Origin of the sequence: Nocardia sp. NPDC051911 (genome assembly GCF_040681035.1) — a bacterium.
Taxonomy (GTDB): domain Bacteria; phylum Actinomycetota; class Actinomycetes; order Mycobacteriales; family Mycobacteriaceae; genus Nocardia; species Nocardia sichangensis.
Genome location: NZ_JBFAXY010000036.1, coordinates 32,690 through 52,888, shown reverse-complemented (window position 1 = coordinate 52,888; position 20,199 = coordinate 32,690). Strand labels below are relative to the sequence as shown.

Below are 20,199 nucleotides of genomic sequence, written 5' to 3'. Positions count from 1 at the left end.
GGGTCACTGCCCGCTGCATGATCACGAAGGTGAGATGACCACTTTCAACCGCCTGCACCTGATCCGCCAGATCGACCTGTTCACGCTGCGCCTGTTCCTCTCGGCCATCGAAGAGCGGCAGATCGGGCTGGCCGCGATCCGCGAGAACATCGCCGCGTCCACCGCCACCAAACGAATCCAAGTGCTGGAGAACATCGCCGAGGTCGAACTGCTCGTCCGGACCCCGAAGGGCGTTATACCCAGCCCCGCCGGCACGATCCTGGCCCGCCACGCCCGCAGGATCTTCGACAGCCTCGACGACATGCGATCGGAGTTCGCCTCGCTCACAGAGGGCGTGCGGGGCGAGCTACGGGTCGTGTCGGCCCGCTCGGTGATCGTGCCGTTCCTCGCCCACGAGCTCGGCGAGTTCAACCGGGAGTTCCCGCTGGTGGACCTGATCGTGCACGAGGTGGAGAACTCCGACATCGTGAAAGAGATCGCCCGCGGCGAAGCCGATCTCGGCGTCTTCGCCTCCGCCTACGGCCTCGACCTCGACGGTGTCGATGTCACCCCGTACCGCCGTGACCGGCTGGTCGTGGTCACCCCGCGCGGCCACCACCTCGCCGAGCGGGGCGCGGTCACCATCCTGGACCTGCTGCCGGAGAACCTCATCGCGCCGCAGGCGCTCGTCGCCGCGCTGCGTGCCGCCGCCCAGCGGGCCGGCAAGGAGTACAAGCCCACGCACGTCCTGCGCAGCGGCGGCACGGCGATCAGTCTCGTGCACGCCGGCCTCGGCGTCACCGTGCAGCCCGAATGCCTGGTCGGGCACGAGTGGTCCGGCCGGGTGGCCGTCCTCGATCTCGATGAGCCATGGGCCGAGCGCCGGATCCACCTGGTCACGCCGCGAGGCCGCGAACTCGGTCCCTCCACCGAGCTTCTCGTCGAACACCTGCTCGCAACGTCCGCTGCGGAGACCACCGACGCCCTCGGTCTTCCCACCGATTCCTGAGGACACCTTCACGCTCGGTTCCGCCGTATCCGCCGATCTCGCGGCGGCCTTTCTGTCAGCCTGATCTTTCCGAATCCACGCGGCCCGCGCGCGTAAATCAGCGGCGAGGTAGATGATCGTCGACTCGTCGAGGTCGAGCGCTCCGTCGGAGCCGATCGCGAATCGGCGCAGAACCTCCTCGCCACCTCGGGTGTGGTCGGTGCCCAACGCCCCACCTGTCGTCTTGGAATCAGAGGCCATGAAGGGATCATTAGGCGCGGTCCACGGCACGACTGCCCGTGACTCGGACACTTTCCGGATCAGTCGAAGAAGCGGCGCGGTGGCGCCGACAAGCTGCGTGTCGAATCGATTGGCACCATTGCCCTTTCAGACCGGACATCCCGTGATCGTGTCCGAATATCTGGACAGTTCCGGAACCGGAGATTGCCTACCGTCTAGCTCACTTCGCCCCGCATCGCAGCGGCTGCCGAATACGGAGCGGCCAGGGGCGGAAGAACAAGGAGCGCCGGTGCTCTGTTTGCGAAAGGTACGTCGATGACGACATCTCCCTCCCGCCGATCCGGTTTCAGCCGCCGTGGATTCCACAAGGCGGCCGTCGCGGTCGCCACGGTCCTGCTCAGCTCGGCGAGCTGGACACTCTCCCCCGCACCGCAGGCCGCCGCCGCCCTGTCGCCGCAGTTCATGCTGGTCGGCGGCACCGCGAGTGGCAGTATCGCGGTACTGCGGATGAACGCCGACGGTTCGCTGACCAAGGTCGCCGGCACTCCGTTCGATGTGGATCTCGGCCTGTTCTCGGTGGCGCTCGCGCCCGAGGGCCGGACCGTCTATGCCACGCAGGCGGCCTCCCAGAAGGTCACCGGCTATCACGTCGACGACCAGGGCGCGCTACGGCCGGTGGCGGGCGGCGAGGCGGTGATCGACGGCGGACTGCCCATCACCTCGGCGATCACCCCGGACGGCAAGTGGTTGTTCGTCGGGGTCGGCGGGTTCCCCGGTCGCATCGACGCGTTCGCGGTATCGGCCGCCGGTGCGTTGACACCGGCCGGCTCGATCCCCGTGCCCGGCGCGGGCGCGGGCGTGCTGCCCATGGTGACCATCGACCCCGACGGGCGCTTCCTGCGATTCGCGAGCGCGATCGACGGCAACGTCGCCGGTTTCGCCATTCACGCCGACGGGTCCCTGGCCGCACTCGGCGATTCGACACAGGTCGGCCTGCTGCCGGTCAATCCCGGGTACACACCGGACGGACGATTCGTCTACATCAGCCACGAACAGGGCGGCGCGGTCTCGGGATACGCGATCGGCGCAGACGGCCGGCTCACACCCACTCCTGGCTCGCCCTACGCGGTCCCGGCGATGCCGCACAATGCCGAGGTCAGCGCCGACGGGCGCCGCGTCTACATCCCGTCGGTCGCCGCGGGCAAGGTCAACGGTTTCGCCATCGGTGCCGACGGTGCGTTGTCGCCCCTACCCGGCTCCCCGTACAGCACTCCGCTCGGTTCGGGCCCCGGCTGGGTCGTGCTCAGCGACGATCAGAAGCATCTCTATGCCGCCGATGTCCTCACCACCGGAATCACCACCAAGGTGCACATCTATGACGTCCGTGACGACGGCAGCCTGGTCCCCTCCGCACTGCCCACGGTCGACACCGGAACCATCGTCTCCGACGGCCCGGTCATGGTGAAGACAAGATAGCCGCTCTGCGCCTCAGCCCAGATTCATATAGACCGCCTTCGGGTAGAGGTAGCTCTCCACGTGCTCGCGGCCGCCCTTCCAGCCGTAGCCGCTCATCTTCGTTCCGCCGAAGCCCACCGACGGGTCGAGTACGCCGTAGCAGTTGACCCAGACGGTGCCCGCGGTGAGACCCCGCGACACCCTGTGCGCGGTACCGAGATCTCTGGTCCAGACACCACCCGCCAAGCCGTAGGGGGTCGCGTTGGCCAGGCGCAGTGCCTCGTCCGCGTCGTCGAACGGGATCACCGTCGCCACGGGGCCGAAGATCTCCTCCTGTGCGATGGTCATCTCGTTGGTGGCGGAGGCGAACACCGTGGGTTCGACGAAGAATCCCGAAGCCCGGTCGCCGTCCAGCCTCCTGCCGCCACTGACCAGTTCGGCCTCCTTGTTCCCGATGTCGATGTAGTTCAGCACCCGTTCGAGTTGACGTTGCGAGATCAGCGGGCCGAGCTGGCTGTTCGGGTCGAGACCGTCGCCCACACGAATCGTCTTGGTGAATTCCGCCATGCGCGAGACGAATTCGTCGTGGATCGAGCGCTGGACGAAGATCCGCGTGCCGGCCACACAGACCTGACCGCTGTTGGTGTACACGCCCATCGCCGCGCCGGGGACTGCCTTGTCCAAGTCGGCGTCGGCGAAGACGATGTCGGGTGATTTGCCGCCGAGTTCGAGCTGGAGCCGTTTGATGTTTCCGGCCGAGGCGCGCACGATCGTCCGCGCGGTACCGACCGAGCCGGTGAACGCGATCCGGTCGACGCCGGGGTGCTCGGCGAGCGCGGCGCCGGCATCTCTGCCGAACCCGGTGACCACGTTGACGACGCCGTCGGGCACCCCGGCTTCGGTGAGCAACTCGGCCACTCGCAGCACCGACAGCGATGCGTCTTCGGCTGGTTTGAGGACGGCAGTGCAACCGGTCGCGAGCGCCGGGCCGAAGATCCACCACAGGCCGATGAGCGGGCCGTTCCAGGGGATGATCCCGCCGACCACGCCGACGGGCTCGCGATAGCGCAGGGTCACGAAGTCGCCGGGCAGCGAGTTCGGCGGCGTGCTGGCCGTGCCCGCGTCGACCTGCGAGGCGAAGAATTGCAGCACCTGCGAGGTCCACTCCCGCAGTCCTCGGGTCCGGGCCAGCGGGGCGCCCATGTCGAGGGTCTCGATGGTGGCGAGTTCCTCGAAATTGTCGAGGACCAGATCGTGGACGCGCAGGATCAGCGAGCGACGCTGGTGCGGAGTCCAGCGGCTCCATGGGCCTTCGAAGGCCGCGCGGGCGGCCGCGACGGCGGCGTCCACGTCGGCGGTGCCGCTCGCGGCGATGACGCCGAGGGTGCCGCCGGTGGCCGGATTCACGACGTCGATGGTCTCGCCGGACGCGGCGGGCACCCAGCGCCCACCGATCAGGTTGCGCTGGGCGTTGCCGACGAACTCGGGCACGGGATGGGTTGCAGTAGTGGTCATGGTTCTCTCCGGATCAGCAAAGGGGCGTCGGTCAGCCGAACAGAAAGACGCCCTTGCCCGCGTCCTGCTTGTCGAACCATCGGTACGCCTCGTCGGCCTGCTCGATGGTCCAGGTGTGCGAGTACAGGTCATCGACCGGGAGGTTGTGCGCGACAACGTAATCTGCGCATCGCGCCTGCTCGATCGACGACATGGTCCAGGACGTCATCAGCGTCCACTGCTTCTTGTAGACCGCCTGGGTCGTGAACTGGACGTGACCGGGCAGGCCGATGAACACGGCCCGGCCGAAGGTGCCGAGGACAGCGAGCGCGTCGTCACCGGCGCGCCCCGAGGTCTCCATGACGACATCGGCCATCCGCCCGCCGGTGTACTCGGCGACCGCCTCCGCGACGTCCCGCTGGCGAGAGTTCACCACCAGATCGGCACCGAACCGGCGACTCTCGGCCAGCCTGCGGTCATCGACATCGACCGCGATCACCCGGGCGCCCATCGATGCCGCGAACATCGTCGCCGAAAGCCCCACGGGGCCCTGTCCGATCACCACCGTGGTCGTATCCGAGACACCGCCGAGCCGCTTGATCGCGCCCCACGCCGTCCCGGTGCCGCACCCGATGGCCGCGCCTGCCTCGAACGACAGTCCCTCCGGCATCGGCAGCAGCGCCGAGGCCGGCACCAGGGCGAACGGCGCGTGACCACCGTCGACATGAACCGCCATGGTCTTACCCGGCGCGGTCTCACACATCTGCGGCCAGCCCGCGCGACAGCGGCGGCAGGTGCCGCAGCCGAAGTAGTGGTGGATCATCACGCGGTCGCCGACGGCGAACCGGGCCGGGTCGACGCCGTCGCCGAGCGCGTACACCTCGCCACACGGTTCGTGACCCTGGATCACCGAGTGGTCGAAATCGAAAGCGCCGTGGTAGAAGTGCAGATCCGAGCCACACATCCCCGAGGCGCGGACCTTCACCACGACCTCGCCGGATCCCGGTTCGGGCTCGGGGAAGTCCTTCAGCACCGTCGTCCCGTCTCCCGGGAACACGATCCCCTTCATCAGTTGTCTCCTGTCTCTTGCGGGCGATCGGACCGACGGGCGTCGCGCAGACGCGCCGTCGCCTCGCGATCGATGCGCAGTCCCTCGGGATCCAGACGCGGGTCGCCATGAACGACCACGCCGTAGTCGCGCGCTGCGCCCGCGATGCTCACGTACTCGTTGCGAACGTCGGCGAGCACCCGCTCGGGATCGCGACGCAACGGATCGCCCCAGCCCCCACCGCCATTGGTGAGGCAACGCAGGATGGTGTTCGGCTCGGTGGCCCACACCTGTTCGGCGGCGAAGTAGTGGTACCGGCCGTCGATCGGGTCCAGCGCCTTGGTCTCGGGATCGAGCACGCCGGCGACGGGAACGCTGTCGGCGTAGACCTGCGTGCCGGTGCCCAGAATTCCCGGGGTCGCGCTGTCGTCACGCGGCGGGAACAGCCACATCGCTCCGGTGGGCCCGGCCTGTCCGCCGTTCGCGCCCACACCGGACGGCTGTTTGGTGCGGAACGGCGACAGGTAGTGCGCTCCGGCGGTGAGCCACAGCGCGTCCTTGAGATTGGCCGCGCCGCCGCGGAACGTTCCCGCACCGCCGGTGTCTATGGCGTGTTCCTTGCGCAACAGCACCACGGGCGAATCGCGTTCGATCGTCTCGGTCGCGGGATCGAGGTTGTTGAGCGTGAACAGAACCGTGTAGCTGTCGCCGTCGCCGACGTGAGTGGCGCCCCAGGGGCCGTGCTCGCCGCCGCATTGGGTGGCCGATGTCCACGCGGTGCCGTCGGCCCGCAGTCCCGACGCGTTGTGCGTATTGGTCGAGCCGTAGTCGCCACCCACGCCGTACCGGCCCAGTACGGGATTGAGCGCGTCGAAGATCGCCGACGCGACGGCGCCGGAAGCCTCCCAGAACATCATGATCCCGCCGTCCGGCGGCAGAGAGGAGACGATAGTGCCCGGCGGCACCGCGATGTCGACGTTGCGCCAGGTGCCCGAGGTGAACGGCACCTTCGGATCCAGCAGCATCGTGAGAGCCACTCCCACAGCGGTTTTGGCGTCGAGCACACCACAGTTGATGCAGGTCCGCGCCTGGGGCGAGGTGCCGGACAGGTCGATCTCCAAGTTCTCGCCGCGTTTGCGCACGAGCACCCGCACGGTGTAGTCGATCGTGTCGTCGAGACCGTCGGCGTCGATCAGCGCCGAACCCTCGTAGTCGCCGTCGGGTATCAGCGCGATCGCATCGCGCATCCGTTCGGCGGAGGTGTCACAGGCATAGTCGAGCGTGCCGAGGTACGCGGCGAGGCCGTACCGATCGATGTTCTCGAGCACCAGCCGCTCCCCCAGCTTCAGCTGCTGGAAGATGCTCTTGAAGTCGGGCAGCAACATGCCGCCCCACCGGGTGTTGTCGAAGATCAGGCTGAACGTGGAGCGCACCGGTTCGTCCTGCGACCACAGCAGCATGGGCGGGATCACCAGCCCGTTCTCGAAGACGTTGCTCTTGGTTGCCGAGAAACCACCGGGCACCGTGCCGCCCATGTCGAGCTGATGCGCGCACATGGTGACGAAGGAAACGATCTCACCGTCGACGAACACCGGACGGGTGAACGCCACATCGTTGACATGCCTGCCACCGCGATAGGGGTCGTTGCAGATCAGCACGTCACCGGGACGCAGGTTCTCGGACCCGTACTCCTCCACGGCGTTTCGGACGGCGTCGCCCATGGTGCCGAGGAAGACGACCAGGCTGTTGCTGACCACGGCCATCGGATAGCCTTTGCCGGCGGGACCGCTGATAGTGCAGGCGAAGTCGTACCAGTCGCGGATGATGGGCGAGAACGCTTCACGCATGAAACCGGTGGACATGTGCTCGACCGCGTAGCGCAGCCGGTTGGCGATCACGGTCGCGCTGAACCGGTCGCACCCGTATCGATCGTGGAACTGCGCCTCGGAGAGGTCTCGGAGCCGAGGGGCGGCGGGGATGGGGGGACTGGACATGTCACTTCCTCTGGATCACGATTTCGCCGTACCGGCCGACGGTGGCCTGCTGCCCCGCGCCGACATGGGTGGTGGACAGTTCTTCCTCGACCACCGCCGGGCCGTCGAGCACGTCACCGGCTCGCAAGCTCACGCGGTCGTAGACGTGGGCCTGCTGGGCGCCGACGCCATCCGCGTCCAGGTCACCTAGATAGCGCAGAGTGACCGTGCGGATCGGAGTGAGCGGCCCGTCCGCCTCGGAACGGACGGCGAGTTCGGCGTATTCGACCTTGGGGGTGTCGAGCACGGCGCGGACCCGGAACGTCACACCCTCGACAGGCATGGTCTCGAACCGGTTGCCCGAGCGTGCTTCGTAGGTGTCGTGGAAAGCGGACACCATGGTGGCCACCGCCGCTTCGTCGATCGTGCCGCTCGGCACGGGCACGAACGGGGTCTCCCAGCTCTGTCCGGCCAGGTGCGCGTCCATGCTGCGCAGCATCCGCACCGATCCACCGCCGGTCCGCGCCCGCAGCCTTTCCTCCATGTCGGCGAACAACGCATCGATCGCGGGAGCGGCCTCGCCGGTGAGCATGAGATACGCACTGCGGTCGGCCGTGAACACCTGGTCGGTGGACAGCAGGCCGACGGCGGAGAACAGGCCCGGGTTCGGTGGCACGATGACCTGCTTGCACTGCACCGTATCGAGGACCGCGGGCAGCAGCATCGGGCCCGCGGCGCCGAAGGCGACCAGGCTGTAGTCGCGGGGATCGACGCCGTTCTTGATGGCGACGTTGAACACACCTTCGGCCATGTTGTTCACCGCCATCTCGTAGGCATAGCGGACTCGATGGGCCAGGTCGAGTTCGGTGTCGAGAGACTCGAACGCCCGCCGTGCCGCGTCGGCGTCGAGCCGCAGTTCCCCACCGGCGAAGTCGCCGGTGCCCAGGATCCCGATCAGCAGGCAGGTGTCGGTCGTCGTCGGTTGGGTGCCACCGCGGCCGTAACACGCCGGGCCTGGCTGCGCCTTGGCGCTGTCGGGCCCGACCTGGATTTCTCCGGCGGCACCGAGGGATACGATGCTGCCGCCGCCCGCGCCGATGCTGGAGATGTCGTTGGCGAGGGCGTTGACCACGAGGTCGTGCTCGAGTTCGAAGGTGGTGTCGACGAAAGGTTCCCCGGCGCTGACCACGCTGATGTCACAGGACGTGCCGCCCACGTCGGCACACAGCAGGTCGTTCTCGTCGATCAGCGCGCCGAAGTGGGCGCAGGCGACGGTTCCGGCGGCGGGACCGGAGAACACGATCCGGAACGGCTGCTCCATCGCCTGCGCCGACGGCACCAGGGTCGCAGCGCAATCGGCGAAGTTGAGCTGACCGGCGAAACCCAGTTCGCTCAACCCTTTCTCGAGGCTCGCCGTGTAGTCGGTGTAGATGATCTTCATCAGCGTGTCGATCACGGTGGTGGAGGCACGCGCGTATTCCTTCGCCAGCGGGGACACCTCGCTCGAGATGGAGCACGGCACGTCGCCGAGCACCTCGCCGACCAGCTCGCGCAGCCGCAGCTCGTGCGCGGGTTCGACATAGGCGTTGAGCAAGCAGATCGCGACACCGGCGACCTCGCACCGGCGCAGCACCTCGAGCTCGGTCCTGGCCTGATCCTCGTCGAGCCCGAAGAGCACCGCGCCGTCGGCGGTGATCCGTTCGCGGATGCCGCGCCGCAGGTAACGCTGCACCAACGGCCTGGACGCGTCACCGAAGCTGCGCCGCCAGTGCGGGTCGAGGATGGCCTCGGCCGGACGCCAGACGCGGCCCATGTCGAGGATGTCGCGGTGCCCCTCGGTGGTCAGGAAGCCGATCTTGGGCAGCTGGCGGGTGATCACGGCGTTGAGACCGTGCGTGCTGGCGTGGTTGAACACCGCCGCGTCCACTACGCCGAGGATCTCGGCACCACGCAATACGGGCCCCGCGACCTCGGCGTAATCGGTGGAGATCTTGGCGGTGTGGATCCGCCCGTCGCGCCAGGCGACGACGTCGGTGAACGTGCCGCCCACATCGACTGCGATCATGGTGTCTCCTGTAGTGATTCGATGCTCAGACGAGGTCGGCGAGCAGCTGGATGGGACCGAGGCGGTGCCAGGCCTCCCGCGTCACGGAATGCAGGCAGTGCTGGCACTTGACCACCCGCACCCAGCCCCGCTCGGCGACCACGGGATACGCGCGCAGTTCGGCGGCGCCGCATCGTGGGCAGGTGCCGTCGCGGGGTTCGCGGGTCACCTCGAGGGGTGTCGGTGCGTCGGGCATGACGGGTCCTCCTACGGCAATGGTTTTGTTCGGCGAGCGCCGTGAGGACGACCGTAGGATCGAGAGATCTGGGTCACAATCCGCCTGACGAAGGCGCGTTGTCCTTCGAACGAACCGTCATGTCGCCGGTGGACGATATATTATATTGACTATGTGACACCCCTCACGCCTGGAAGGAGGGTCTGCCGTTGCCGTCAGCACCCGCGGCGTGCGTGAGCGCCTTTCGCACGGAAGATCCGGCCGCGGCCCACGACCACGTGGCCGCCACCTTCGCCCACCACGAACTCGCCCTCGACGAGCGTGGCGGCGTCGACTTCACCCTGGAGACGGTGCGGTCGGAGAGCCTGACCGTCGGCCGGATGGCCTACGGCACCGCCGCGCGCATCGACGGGCCGGCGATGCAGACGTGCTATCACGTGAATCTGGCCGTCGCGGGACAGAGCACGGTGGCGCAGCACGGCACGCGCCGCTCGTTCGGCGCGGGTGAGGCCGGAGTGGCGTTCGTCCACGACGCTCCTGTATCGATCCGCTGGAGCGCCGACGCGGCGCACTATCACATCAATCTGCGCCGAGGTGCCTTCGAACGTCACGCGGCCAGGCTGCTCGGCCACCGGGAGACCGAACCGGTCCTGTTCGACCTCACCTTCCCCATCGATTCCCCCACCGGCCGTGCCCTTTTGGCCTCGACCCGATTCGTCTACGACGAATTGGCCCGCGAAGGCGGGGTGTCGACGATGCCGCTGGCCTGCCGCGAACTCGAGTCGACACTGATGACACAGATCCTGCTCACCGCGCCGAGCCAGCTCACCCCGAGGCTGACCGGCTCGGCACCGGACATCGGCCACGCTCGGGTACGGGACGCCGTCGCCTATATCCACGCCAACCCCGACGCCGACGTCTCGACCGCCGAACTCGCCGCCCGTGCAGGAGTCACCGCCCGGGCGCTGCAACTGGGCTTCCGCGACGCTGTGGGCATGTCACCGAGCGCCTACGTCCGCTCGGTGCGACTCGACCGGGTACGTGCCGAATTGGCCTCCGGCCGAGCCACTTCGGTGAGTGACACGGCGATGAAATGGGGCTTCTTCCACCTCGGCCGCTTCGCGCATCAGTACCGCGAACGGTTCGGCGAACTGCCCTCGGAGACCGCCGGTCGCGCCGGCGGCGATGTCACCTCCGCACCATGAGGCAGCGTCGACCGGCCCGCACGGCTCCCGGCGACAGCCGGGAATCCATCGGTGGTCCGGCCCTCGGCTCGTGGCCCACCAGATCGTGTCGAAGACAGCGGATACAGGGGTCGCGCATGTCCAGTTCATCGAGACAGCGCAGTGTCGCTGAGCTGAACGCCACCATCGCCGAGATCGCCGCGCAGGCGCACGCCGCGATCGATCGCGATCCGGCCGAACATCGAGCCGCCACCGACGAATGGAACCTGGGCGAACTCTGGGACATGGTCACCTCCCACGCCTTGCGCGAAGCGGACGCGGGCGCGCCCTCTCCCACCCGGCTGGCCGCATTGATCGGTGTGCTCGACCGGATCAGGGCGGCGGAATCCATGCAGGCGCAGATCCGGCTCGCGAACCGGACGCGGCGGCTGAGCAGGGTGCACGCGGCACTCGCCGAGGTGAGTGGCGAGACCACCGTGGACTCGCTGCTGACCCGGGTCCCGGAAGCGGCGTGCGGTCTCGGTTTCGATCGGGCCCTGGTCTCCACCGTCGACGGGGCGTGGCGTCTGCACACGATGTTCGTCGTCCGCGATCCCCGGTGGGCGGCCGACATCGTCGCGGTCGGACGGGAGAACCCACCGATCCTCGACAACGGCTTGGTCGAAAATGACACGGTGGTCGACGCGCGCGCCGTGCTGGTGCACGAGGTGCAGGACAACCCCCGGGTCAACCGCCCGCTGGCGGCGATCACCAAATCCTCCTCCTACGGGATCGCACCCCTCGTGGTCGACGGCGCCGTGGTCGGCCTCGTGCACGGCGATTGCTACCACCAGCAGCGGGCGCTCGACGAGGTCGATCAGCTGCTTCTGTCCGCCTTCGCTCAGGGGTTGAGCCAGCAGCTGGCGAAAGTGTCCGTGCTCGAGGGCGTCTCGGCGATGCGCGCTCAGCTCGACGGGTTGGGCCGCTGGTCCGCGCCGCGACCGGCTGTCACCGCATCGATCGCGGCGAGCCGGTACGACGACGCGATTCTCACCCGCCGTGAAGTGCAGATCGTCCGGCTGCTCGCCGCGGGCGACTCCAACGCGCGCATCGCCCGCAAGCTCACCATCTCCGAGGGCACCGTCAAAACCCACATCACCCGCGTGCTGCGCAAACTCGGCGCCGCCAATCGCGCCGAAGCGGTTTCGATCTGGTTGCGCAACGCGGACCCGACGACGATCCGCGCCTGATCCGATCGGACCGGCCGAAGGTCGTACGAATCTCTCACCCGCGGTGGATGTCCTCGCGCCCGTCGAGCGGAAAAGTGACCTGCGACATAGAGCGGCACCATCGCCGCTGCACACGGGCCCGGAGGCGCGGTATGACACAGAGTGAACGGAAGGCCGACTGGATCGTCGGCATCGACGTCGGTGGCACGTTCACCGACATCATCGGCCTGAATCAAGCCACCGGCGAGGTCCGCGACGGCAAGGTCCTGTCCACCATGCAACAGGAGATCGGCGTCCTCCGGTCGCTGGCGGCGATCGATGTCGCCGTACCCGAGGTCGCCGAGATCGTGCACGGACACACCGTGGGGATCAACGCGCTGCTGAGCCGGACGGGCGCGCACACCGGGCTGATCGCCACCGGCGGCCATCGCGATCTGCTCGACATCGGGCGCATGCACCGCGAATTCGGTGACCGCTTCTACGATCCGACGTGGCTGCGGCCCCACCAGGAACGTCCGATCGTGCGGCGCGAGTCGCGCTTCGGGGTACCCGGCCGGCTGCGCTACGACGGCAGCGAAATACTCGCCCTCGACGAGGACGCCGTGCGCCGCGCTGCCAGAGAACTCGGTGCGCAGGGCGCCCGCTCGGTGGCGGTCTGCCTGATGAATTCCTACATCGACCCCGCCCATGAGCAGCGCACCGCCGAGATCGTCGCCGAGGAACTGCCCGGCGCCTATATCCAGACCTCGGCGTTGTATCCGGTGACGCGCGAGCACGAGCGCACCACCACCGTGGCCCTGGACGCCTATGTGGGTCCGGCCGTCGTCGGTTATCTCCAGCGCTTGATGGCCCGGCTCGCCGAACAGGACTACCGGGGCACCTTGTGGATCATGATGATGAACGGCGGGGTGGCGACCTTCGCCGACGCCGGGCGGGCGCCGGTGTTCCAGCTCGTCTCCGGCCCGGTCGGCGGGGTCAGCGGCAGCGTCAAGCTCGCCGGCGAGAGCGGCGTGCCGAACCTGCTCACCATCGATGTGGGCGGCACCAGCACCGACGTGGCCGCGATCCGCGGCGGCAGGACTCCACTCACCGACACCTGGACCCTGGAGACCGGGCTGACGCTGACCATGCCGCTGGTCGACGTCGAAAGCATCGGTTCCGGCGCGGGCAGCTTGATCCGCCCCAGCGCGCTCGGCACCGTCGCCGTCGGCCCGGCCTCGGCCGGATCGAATCCCGGCCCGGTCTGCTACCAGCGTGGCGGCGTGGAGCCCACACTGACCGACGCCTGCGCCGCGCTCGGCATCCTGGCGCCCGACCTGTTCGCCAACGGCGCCATCCGGCTCGACGTGGACGCCGCGGTCGAGGCGCTGCGCGCAACCGGCAAGCAGTGGGGCATGTCGGCACTCGAACTCGCCTCGGCCGCTTACGAGATCGCCTGCCAGGACATCGCGGCGAAGGTGCGCAGCATCTCGGTGTACCGCGGACTCGATATCCGTGAGTTCGCTCTGCAACCGTCCGGGTCGGCGGGGCCGATGCTCGCCGACCGGGTCGGTCAGATCCTCGGCGTGGACAAGGTGATCGTGCCGCGCAGTCCCGGCCAGTTCTCCGCTCTCGGTCTGCTGCGCAGCGACCTCATGGTGACGCGCGCGCGATCCATCATGACTCCGCTGGCGCCCGACCACGCCGAGGCGGTGGAAGCCGCGTTCACGGGATTGCAGGACAGCATCAGAACCGATCTGCGGGATCAGGGCATCGACGTGTCGCGCCTTCGCTTCGAACGCGCCGTGTTCGCGATGTACCGCGGCCAGACCTGGGACAACCGGCTGCCGATCGAGGCGGCCGCGCTCACACCCGAGCGGGTCGGCGAGCTGATCCCTCGATTCCACGAGTCCTACCAGGACTCCTACGGTTTCGCGGCCCCCGAGATCCCCGTGGTCGTGTCCACCGTCGAGGTGACCGCGGTGATCCCGCGCGAACTCCGCGCCGCCGACCACACGCCGGACGAGGGCGGGTCGTTCCTGCGTACCACCCGGTTGACCGTGCCGGGCACCACCGAACCCGTCGAGGCGCCGATCCACGTCCGTGAACGTCTCGCACCGCATCGCCCGGTGCCGGGGCCCGCCCTGATCGCCGAGAAGTTCGCGACCACCCTGGTGCTGCCCGGCCGCGCCGCCCACGTGGACGACGACACCAATCTCATCATCGAGCCGCAGGCCTGAGGAGCAACCATGACCAGCACCACCCATACCCCAGGCCTCGCGGTCGACGTCGAGCTCGACATCCTGCGCTACGGCCTCATCGAAGTCGCCCGCGAGATGCTGGATTCCCTGATGCGCAGCGCCTTCTCGCCGGTCTGCCGCGACATCCTCGACTGCACCAGCGCCATCCACATGCGCACCGACGACGGCTGGGAGACGGTCGCGCTGTGGGAGGGCTGCATGCAGCACGCCTTCACCGCGCCGCATATCGCGAATTTCGTGATGGACGACTGGGACATCGACACGATGCAGCCCGGCGACGTCATCTTCGTCAACGACCCGTGGCGTGGCACCATCCACCAGTCCGACGTGAACCTGCTGCGTCCGGTGTTCGTGGACGGCCGGGTGGAGTTCCTGCTGCACTCGACCTCGCACCTGGTCGACCTCGGCGGGGCGATCCCCGGCGGCTTCTCCAACGGCACGCAGACGCACTTCGAGGAACAGCTCAAACTGCCGCCGACATTGTTGTACGCCAACGACGTTCCGGTGCGGCCGACCTTCAACTTCCTCCTGGAGAACAACCGGGTGCCGCAGCTCGTGCTCGGCGATCTGCGCGCACTACACGGCTGCCTGGTCGTCGGCGAACGGCAGTTGCAGGAACTCGTCGCCCGTAGCGGGTTGGACAAGATCCGGGCCGCTGGGCGATACGCCATCGAGTCGACCGAGGCGAGCATGCGCCGCGGTATCGCGAGCATTCCAGACGGCGATTACACCGCCGAGGACTTCCTCGACGAGGACGGCGTGAGCGGTGAAGCGATCCCCGTGCACGTCACGGTGAAGGTCCGCGGGGATTCGATGGAGATCGACTTCTCCGGTTCCGGTCGTCAGCCGCTGGGCAACTGCGGCACCGCCTGGTGCGAGGCCACCCGATGCATCGAGGCGGTCAAGCTGATGGTCGACCCCTCCACGCCGGTCAACAGCGGCACCTTGCGCCCGGTCGAGACGATCCTGCCGTCCGGCAGTGTGGTGCAGGTACTGCCACCGTCGAGCTGCTCCAACCACGCCGATATCGGCGCACGCGGCATCAATGTGGTGACCCAGGCGCTCAGCCGGGCCACCGACGAGGCCTTCGCCTGCGACACCGGCACCGCGGTGGTCGTCAGCCTCGGCGGCATCGACACCCGGGCCGGGCGCGAGGGAACACCGTGGGGCGCGTTCGCGCTCGCGGGCGGGGGCTGGGGCGGCACGTGGAAGGAAGACGGTGTCTCGTTCTGCGTGATCCCGATCGGCAACTGCCGCACCTCCGTGCAGGAGCACCTCGAGATCGAGAGCCCGCTGGTCGTCGTCCAGCACGAGATGGTGGTCGATACCGCAGGTGCCGGTCGGTATCGCGGTGGCGCCGGCTCGGTGTATTCGATCTACGCCGAGTCCGACACGATGGTCACGGTCACCGCCGACCGAATCCGCGTCGGCGCACCGGGCTCCAACGGCGGTGGCGCGGGCGCTCCCGCATTCGGTTGGTACATCGAGGGTTTCGATCTCGCCCGGCACTGCGACCCGCTCGACCTGCGCGGCATCGAGCCGTTGTTCGGCATGTTCGACGCCGACGGCAGGCCCGACCCGAACCACGGTGAATTCGGGCGGGGCGCGCGCTATCGGACAGGCAAGTTCTCCGGTCTGATCCTGAGAGCCGGCGACGCCCTGCGGTTCGTCATCGGTGGTGGCGGCGGCTGGGGTGATCCGCTCGAACGCGAGGTGGACCGGGTCGCGTCCGACGTGCGGTCCGGACTGGTGAGCACCGAATTCGCCACCGCCGGTTACGGCGTCGTGCTCAGCGACGGAGTGGTGGACGAAGCGGCCACGACGGCACAGCGCGCGCGTCTGGCGAGCGAGCGCGCCGAAGGGCGCTGGCAGGTGCCGGTCGCCACTCCCCGCACCTGGACACTCTGAAGACGAGGACCAATTCCATGTCAGTAGATCGACTCCTGTTCCCCCGCCCCGAGACCGAGCGCGTATATGTCGAACGGGTGCCCGTCGACGGCGCGTGCCCGGCCTGCGGTGCGGCGAAGCTGGCACGCTATCCCGTCGCCAACTTCCTCGGCCCGCGCATGGTCGTGAAGTGCCAGCAGTGCTTCCACCACGTGTCGGTGACCCGCCCGGAGCCCGAGGACCATTGGCCCGCCTGGCGCTCTCCCGCCAGGGACTGGCCCGCTTCCCGCGTCGGTTGAGCGCTCTCCCACCATCCGATCTCTACCCGCGAAGGATTCGCGCATGACTACTCCGATCCGTGCGGCGTCCAGCTACATCGACGGTCGCTGGACCGGCGGCGACGGCGACCCGATCGCCACGATCAACCCCGCGACCGGCCTCCAGGTGGCGCTCACTCCCGCCACCGGTCCCGTCCAGGTGGCTGCGGCGCTGTCGGCGGCTCGACGCGCGTTCGACGACGGGGCATGGAGCCGGCTCCGCCCCGCCGAACGCGGTGCTCTGCTGCACCGCCTCGCCGACCTCCTCCAGGCGAACCGGGAAGCGCTGGTCCGGCTCGCCGCCACCGAGATCGGCACCCCGGTCGGCAGCGGCGCCACCCTCCACGCCGACCTGCCCGCCAAATTCTTCCGCTGGTTCGCCGACGCCGCCGTTCGCGGACCACGCGACGGCTACGAACAGCCGATGCCGCTCGACCACGATCCGATCACCACCAGCAGCCTGCTGCTGCGCCAACCCGCGGGCGTGGTCGCGGCGATCGTCGCCTACAACGTGCCGATCATGATGAGCGCCTACAAACTCGGCGCGGCACTCGCCGCAGGCTGTTCGGCGATACTGGTCACCTCGCCCAAGGCCGTGCTGCTCACCGCCGCGTTCGTCGAGCTGGTCGAGGAAGCCGGATTCCCCGCGGGCGCGGTCAATTTCGTGTTCGGCCCGCCCGCGGTCACCGAACAGGTCGTCACCGCAGGCGAAGTCGACATGGTCACCTTCACCGGCTCCCCCGCGGTCGGCAGCAGAATCCTCACTCTGGCCGCGCCGTCGTTGAAGAAGGTGGTCCTCGAACTCGGCGGCAAGTCACCCAACATCCTGCTGCCCGGTACCGATCTGGAACGCGCCGTTCCCGCCTCGGCGTTGCGATTCACTCGCAACAGCGGCCAGGCGTGCGGCGCCACGACGCGAAGCTTGGTGCCGCAGAGAGACTTCGACGAATATGTCGAACGTTCGGGCGCGTTCCTGCGCAGCCTCACCGTCGGTGACCCGCTCGCGCCGGACACCGTCCTGGGGCCACTCATCACCGGCGAACACCGCGCCGACGTCGAGGGCTTCCTCGCCCGAGCCCGCGATGCCGGCGCCGACATACCGGTCGGTGGTGGCCGGCCTGCGGGCCTCGACAACGGATTCTTCCTCGAGGCGACCCTGGTGACCGGTGTGCCCAACGAAGCCGAGATCGCCCAGGAGGAACTGTTCGCACCGGTGGGTGTGATCATGCCCTACACGGACCTCGATGACGCCGTCCGCATCGCCAACGATGTCAAATACGCACTCAACGCCAATGTCTGGGGGCCGATCCCCGAGGCCATCGAGTTCGCCCGGCGACTGCGGTCGGGCACCGTCACCATCAACGGTGGCGGCGGCATGCGGGCCGACGCCCCGTGGGGCGGTCCCGGCCACAGCGGCATCGGCAGAGAAGGCGGCGAAGAAGGGTTCCGCGAGTTCTTCGAAGTCAAGCACCTGCAGTGGCCGCTGTGAACCTGCCGACCGGCGAAGTCGCCGACCTTCACCGAGCATGGGGCGTACGTGTCATCGGCCGGCAGCCAGGACGAACGTGGAAAGGCCGCCGCGCGTCTCGTCGATGACCGGACAACCACCGGCCCGCCGGGATCGATCGATCCCGGCGGGCCGGTGCGCGTCGGTCAGCGAGTAGCTGCCAGCGACAGCGTGCGGCCGTCGGCGACATAGGTGCCGGTGTAGCTGTCCACCGACTCGTCCAGGTGGAGGACGCCGTCGGGACCGATCCGGAAGCGGTGCAGGATCTCCTCACCACCGCGCAGGGGGTCGGTGCCCAGCGCCCACAGCGTCGTGCCGCTGGGCGAGAGCACCGTGGCCTCGGCGCACGTCCCCGGCTTGCCGGGCGCGAAGTCGACATCGGGCAGGGGAATCAGGACCCCGTCGGGCTGTACCGCGAACGAACTGATGTGTCCCGAGCCCATGTTCGGCACGTACAGGAACCGGCCGTCGGAGGTCATGCTGCTGACATGCGGCAGCAGACCCGTGGGGAACGGCGACCCGGCGATCTCGGTGAGGGTACCGTCCTCGGCGCGCGCGTAGCCGGAGACCGAACCACTGATCTCGTTGACCACGTAGACGTGCCTGCCGTCCGGGGACACCCGCGGGAAGATCGGGTTCAGGCCGGTGCCGACCCGCTGCTTCACCGGCGACACGGAACCGTCTGCGCCGATGTCGAACACCAGCACCTGGCGCAACAGCAGGCTGGCGACGTAGAGCTGGCGGCCGTCCGGAGAGACGGCGCCCGAGGCGACGCCGTCGGCGGCGTCACCGAACGGGACGGGGGCACCGTTGGCGACCGGTGTGCCGTCGGCGCCGATTCGCACGGGGACGACCCGCGCGTTGTGCAGGCCGACCAGGACGTAACCGTCCCGGCCGTTCGGGGCGAAGGCGATGTCGACGGGCACGTCCGGCAGCGGCAGCGCCGTCCCCGGTGTGAGCTCACCGTCGGCGCCGATCGCGTACGGGATCAGGCGCGGATCGCTGCCCGGAGCGGCGAACAGGAAGCGACCGTCCGGGGTGGCCGCCTGCGGCCAGTTCAGCGCGCCGGGTGTCGGGCGGCCCGCGATGGGTGTCAGCTGCCCGGAGTCGGTCGCGTTGTAGCCCGCGAGGCCGGCGCTGAGGAAACCGTGAGCGTAGAGGTGATAGCCGGCGGTGTCAGCTGCGGCGGGCGGCGCTGTCGCTGTGAAGCCGGGCAGCACGATCGCGGCGAGTGCGGGAATCAGAACCCGCCTGCGCCACACTCCCCGACCACCTGTCGACGTCGAATCAAAGGTCATGTCTGGGAGGCTATGGTTTCCCGCTCTGCGCGGATGTCCAGCAATTTGCACACCGGGCAGCCCCTCTGCAACTCGGCACACAGCACGAACCCCTCCGGCCACGGGCCGGAGGGGTTCGGGTCTCGGCGCGGCGCTCAGGCGTCGGCTTGGGCGGGCATCAGGCCCAGCTGGGTCAGAAAGCTGACGTTGTCCCAGTACACCCGGTGCTCGGCGACCTTGCCGTCGCGCACGGTGAAGGTGTCGATGAGCGGGAAGGTGACCGTGCGGCCCGACGGCGGGACCTCGCCCTCGGCGGTCGCGAGCGGCCCGGTCTGGACACCGGTGAACACGAGTTCGGCGATGGCGGTGTCGCCATCGGTCCAGATGTTGCGACGCTCGATCTTCATCCCGGGGAAAGCGGTGATGAAGGCGCCGATGAGGCCGCGCAGCGCTTCGATGCCGGACATGGGGCCGGACGGGAACTCGGCCGCGACATCGTCGGTGAACGGGCTCGCGGCGCGCTCGAGATCGCCGGCCTCCAGTCCCTCGTAGTGCGTCTCGACGAGGGCGAGCAGGTCGCTCATGGTGAACCTTTCGGATGGTTGTGGGCCCGGCTCCCGGGCGGTACAGCGATGGACCGGCAGAGCCGGGATCAGGGCTGGACGCCCATCTCAGGGCCGATGTACTCCCGCACCCGGGCGGCCTTGCCGTCGCGGACGTCGACGATCTGCAGCAGGTGCAGCTTCATCTCCTGACCGCCGATGGTGACCTCCGTCGTGCACTCGTTGAAGAAGCCGTGCTCGGTGAAGGTGATACCGCCGGGCACGAAGGTCGGCACCGCACCGTCACCGGAGCGCTCGTACACCGCGGCGACGGCTTCGCGGACGGTGACCCACTTGTCGTCGGCGCTGTGCCAGACGAGGCAGTCGTCGTGGCTGATCTCGATGAAGAGATCGATGTCGGTGAGGGCCTTGACCCAGTTCTCGGCGAGATCCCTGGTGGCCTGGTCCGGTGTGCTGCTCATCGGTGAACGTTGCCTTTCTGTCCTGACGTATGCAGGCGTCCTGCGCCACCCATGCTGCGCGGATATCCGCCGGGCGGATGTCCAGATTTCTGGACACCC

Annotated in this window: 16 protein-coding genes; 8 read left to right on the top strand and 8 right to left on the bottom strand. The window is 68.5% G+C overall.

The window, feature by feature from the left end:
* Positions 1–34: 34 nt before the first annotated feature.
* Entirely contained in the window at positions 35–988 is a 954-nt protein-coding gene (locus AB0L97_RS32195) for a LysR family transcriptional regulator (protein WP_364437020.1), read from the top strand.
* A 534-nt stretch (positions 989–1,522) separates the two neighbouring features.
* Entirely contained in the window at positions 1,523–2,683 is a 1,161-nt protein-coding gene (locus AB0L97_RS32190) for a beta-propeller fold lactonase family protein (protein ID WP_067809735.1), read from the top strand.
* A gap of 12 nt (positions 2,684–2,695) precedes the next feature.
* Here AB0L97_RS32190 and AB0L97_RS32185 read toward each other — a convergent pair whose 3' ends face one another.
* Genes AB0L97_RS32185 through AB0L97_RS32165 form a run of 5 tightly spaced genes read right to left on the bottom strand, consistent with a single transcriptional unit; the run spans position 2,696 to position 9,477 of the window.
* A complete protein-coding gene (locus tag AB0L97_RS32185; protein WP_364437016.1) occupies positions 2,696–4,177 on the bottom strand; it encodes an aldehyde dehydrogenase family protein in 1,482 nt (493 codons plus the stop codon).
* 31 nt (positions 4,178–4,208) lie between these two features.
* Positions 4,209–5,225, bottom strand: coding sequence for an alcohol dehydrogenase catalytic domain-containing protein (locus AB0L97_RS32180; protein ID WP_364437013.1), 1,017 nt, complete (start codon positions 5,223–5,225; stop codon positions 4,209–4,211).
* Entirely contained in the window at positions 5,225–7,198 is a 1,974-nt protein-coding gene (locus AB0L97_RS32175; RefSeq protein ID WP_364437011.1) for a hydantoinase B/oxoprolinase family protein, read from the bottom strand. Before AB0L97_RS32175 ends, AB0L97_RS32180 begins: the two co-directional genes overlap by 1 nt.
* A 1-nt stretch (position 7,199) precedes the next feature.
* Positions 7,200–9,242, bottom strand: coding sequence for a hydantoinase/oxoprolinase family protein (locus AB0L97_RS32170; RefSeq protein WP_364437008.1), 2,043 nt, complete (start codon positions 9,240–9,242; stop codon positions 7,200–7,202).
* A 25-nt stretch (positions 9,243–9,267) separates the two neighbouring features.
* Entirely contained in the window at positions 9,268–9,477 is a 210-nt protein-coding gene (locus tag AB0L97_RS32165) for a hypothetical protein (protein ID WP_364437005.1), read from the bottom strand.
* A 188-nt stretch (positions 9,478–9,665) separates the two neighbouring features.
* Between AB0L97_RS32165 and AB0L97_RS32160 the strand changes: the two genes are divergently transcribed.
* The 6 genes from AB0L97_RS32160 to AB0L97_RS32135 all read left to right on the top strand — a co-directional run bounded on the left by AB0L97_RS32160 (position 9,666) and on the right by AB0L97_RS32135 (position 17,781).
* On the top strand, positions 9,666–10,661 hold the full coding sequence (locus AB0L97_RS32160; RefSeq protein ID WP_228827021.1) for an AraC family transcriptional regulator: 996 nt from the start codon (positions 9,666–9,668) through the stop codon (positions 10,659–10,661).
* A 116-nt stretch (positions 10,662–10,777) separates the two neighbouring features.
* Entirely contained in the window at positions 10,778–11,869 is a 1,092-nt protein-coding gene (locus AB0L97_RS32155; RefSeq protein ID WP_364437001.1) for a LuxR C-terminal-related transcriptional regulator, read from the top strand.
* A 131-nt stretch (positions 11,870–12,000) separates the two neighbouring features.
* Positions 12,001–14,067 (top strand): hydantoinase/oxoprolinase family protein, encoded by a 2,067-nt coding sequence (locus AB0L97_RS32150; protein WP_364436998.1) that lies wholly within the window; start codon positions 12,001–12,003, stop codon positions 14,065–14,067.
* 9 nt (positions 14,068–14,076) lie between these two features.
* The gene (locus AB0L97_RS32145; RefSeq protein WP_364436995.1) at positions 14,077–15,996 is read left to right on the top strand and encodes a hydantoinase B/oxoprolinase family protein; all 1,920 of its coding nucleotides are present in this window, start codon (positions 14,077–14,079) and stop codon (positions 15,994–15,996) included.
* A gap of 17 nt (positions 15,997–16,013) precedes the next feature.
* Positions 16,014–16,274, top strand: coding sequence for a hypothetical protein (locus tag AB0L97_RS32140; protein WP_364436992.1), 261 nt, complete (start codon positions 16,014–16,016; stop codon positions 16,272–16,274).
* Positions 16,275–16,317: 43 nt separating this feature from the next.
* A complete protein-coding gene (locus AB0L97_RS32135) occupies positions 16,318–17,781 on the top strand; it encodes an aldehyde dehydrogenase family protein (RefSeq protein WP_364436989.1) in 1,464 nt (487 codons plus the stop codon).
* Between the two features lie 164 nt (positions 17,782–17,945).
* Here AB0L97_RS32135 and AB0L97_RS32130 read toward each other — a convergent pair whose 3' ends face one another.
* The 3 genes from AB0L97_RS32130 to AB0L97_RS32120 all read right to left on the bottom strand — a co-directional run bounded on the left by AB0L97_RS32130 (position 17,946) and on the right by AB0L97_RS32120 (position 20,100).
* Complete coding sequence (locus AB0L97_RS32130; protein WP_364436986.1) at positions 17,946–19,097, bottom strand: beta-propeller fold lactonase family protein; 1,152 nt, start codon at positions 19,095–19,097, stop codon at positions 17,946–17,948.
* Between the two features lie 134 nt (positions 19,098–19,231).
* Positions 19,232–19,660: a nuclear transport factor 2 family protein gene (locus AB0L97_RS32125; RefSeq protein ID WP_364436983.1), complete on the bottom strand. Its 429-nt coding sequence runs from the start codon at positions 19,658–19,660 to the stop codon at positions 19,232–19,234.
* A 68-nt stretch (positions 19,661–19,728) separates the two neighbouring features.
* Positions 19,729–20,100, bottom strand: coding sequence for a hypothetical protein (locus AB0L97_RS32120; RefSeq protein ID WP_364436980.1), 372 nt, complete (start codon positions 20,098–20,100; stop codon positions 19,729–19,731).
* Between the last annotated feature and the right edge of the window lie 99 nt (positions 20,101–20,199).

Excerpts from the sequence above, each read along its gene's own strand:
- AB0L97_RS32135 (WP_364436989.1), top strand. The coding sequence starts at position 16,318 with ATGACTACTCCGATCCGTGCGGCGTCCAGCTACATCGACGGTCGCTGG.
- AB0L97_RS32145 (WP_364436995.1), top strand. The coding sequence starts at position 14,077 with ATGACCAGCACCACCCATACCCCAGGCCTCGCGGTCGACGTCGAGCTC.
- AB0L97_RS32165 (WP_364437005.1), bottom strand. The coding sequence starts at position 9,477 with ATGCCCGACGCACCGACACCCCTCGAGGTGACCCGCGAACCCCGCGAC.
- AB0L97_RS32120 (WP_364436980.1), bottom strand. The coding sequence starts at position 20,100 with ATGAGCAGCACACCGGACCAGGCCACCAGGGATCTCGCCGAGAACTGG.
- AB0L97_RS32175 (WP_364437011.1), bottom strand. The coding sequence starts at position 7,198 with ATGTCCAGTCCCCCCATCCCCGCCGCCCCTCGGCTCCGAGACCTCTCC.
- AB0L97_RS32125 (WP_364436983.1), bottom strand. The coding sequence starts at position 19,660 with ATGAGCGACCTGCTCGCCCTCGTCGAGACGCACTACGAGGGACTGGAG.
- AB0L97_RS32150 (WP_364436998.1), top strand. The coding sequence starts at position 12,001 with ATGACACAGAGTGAACGGAAGGCCGACTGGATCGTCGGCATCGACGTC.
- AB0L97_RS32180 (WP_364437013.1), bottom strand. The coding sequence starts at position 5,225 with ATGAAGGGGATCGTGTTCCCGGGAGACGGGACGACGGTGCTGAAGGAC.
- AB0L97_RS32185 (WP_364437016.1), bottom strand. The coding sequence starts at position 4,177 with ATGACCACTACTGCAACCCATCCCGTGCCCGAGTTCGTCGGCAACGCC.
- AB0L97_RS32190 (WP_067809735.1), top strand. The coding sequence starts at position 1,523 with ATGACGACATCTCCCTCCCGCCGATCCGGTTTCAGCCGCCGTGGATTC.
- AB0L97_RS32170 (WP_364437008.1), bottom strand. The coding sequence starts at position 9,242 with ATGATCGCAGTCGATGTGGGCGGCACGTTCACCGACGTCGTCGCCTGG.
- AB0L97_RS32195 (WP_364437020.1), top strand. The coding sequence starts at position 35 with ATGACCACTTTCAACCGCCTGCACCTGATCCGCCAGATCGACCTGTTC.
- AB0L97_RS32140 (WP_364436992.1), top strand. The coding sequence starts at position 16,014 with ATGTCAGTAGATCGACTCCTGTTCCCCCGCCCCGAGACCGAGCGCGTA.
- AB0L97_RS32130 (WP_364436986.1), bottom strand. The coding sequence starts at position 19,097 with ATGACCTTTGATTCGACGTCGACAGGTGGTCGGGGAGTGTGGCGCAGG.
- AB0L97_RS32155 (WP_364437001.1), top strand. The coding sequence starts at position 10,778 with ATGTCCAGTTCATCGAGACAGCGCAGTGTCGCTGAGCTGAACGCCACC.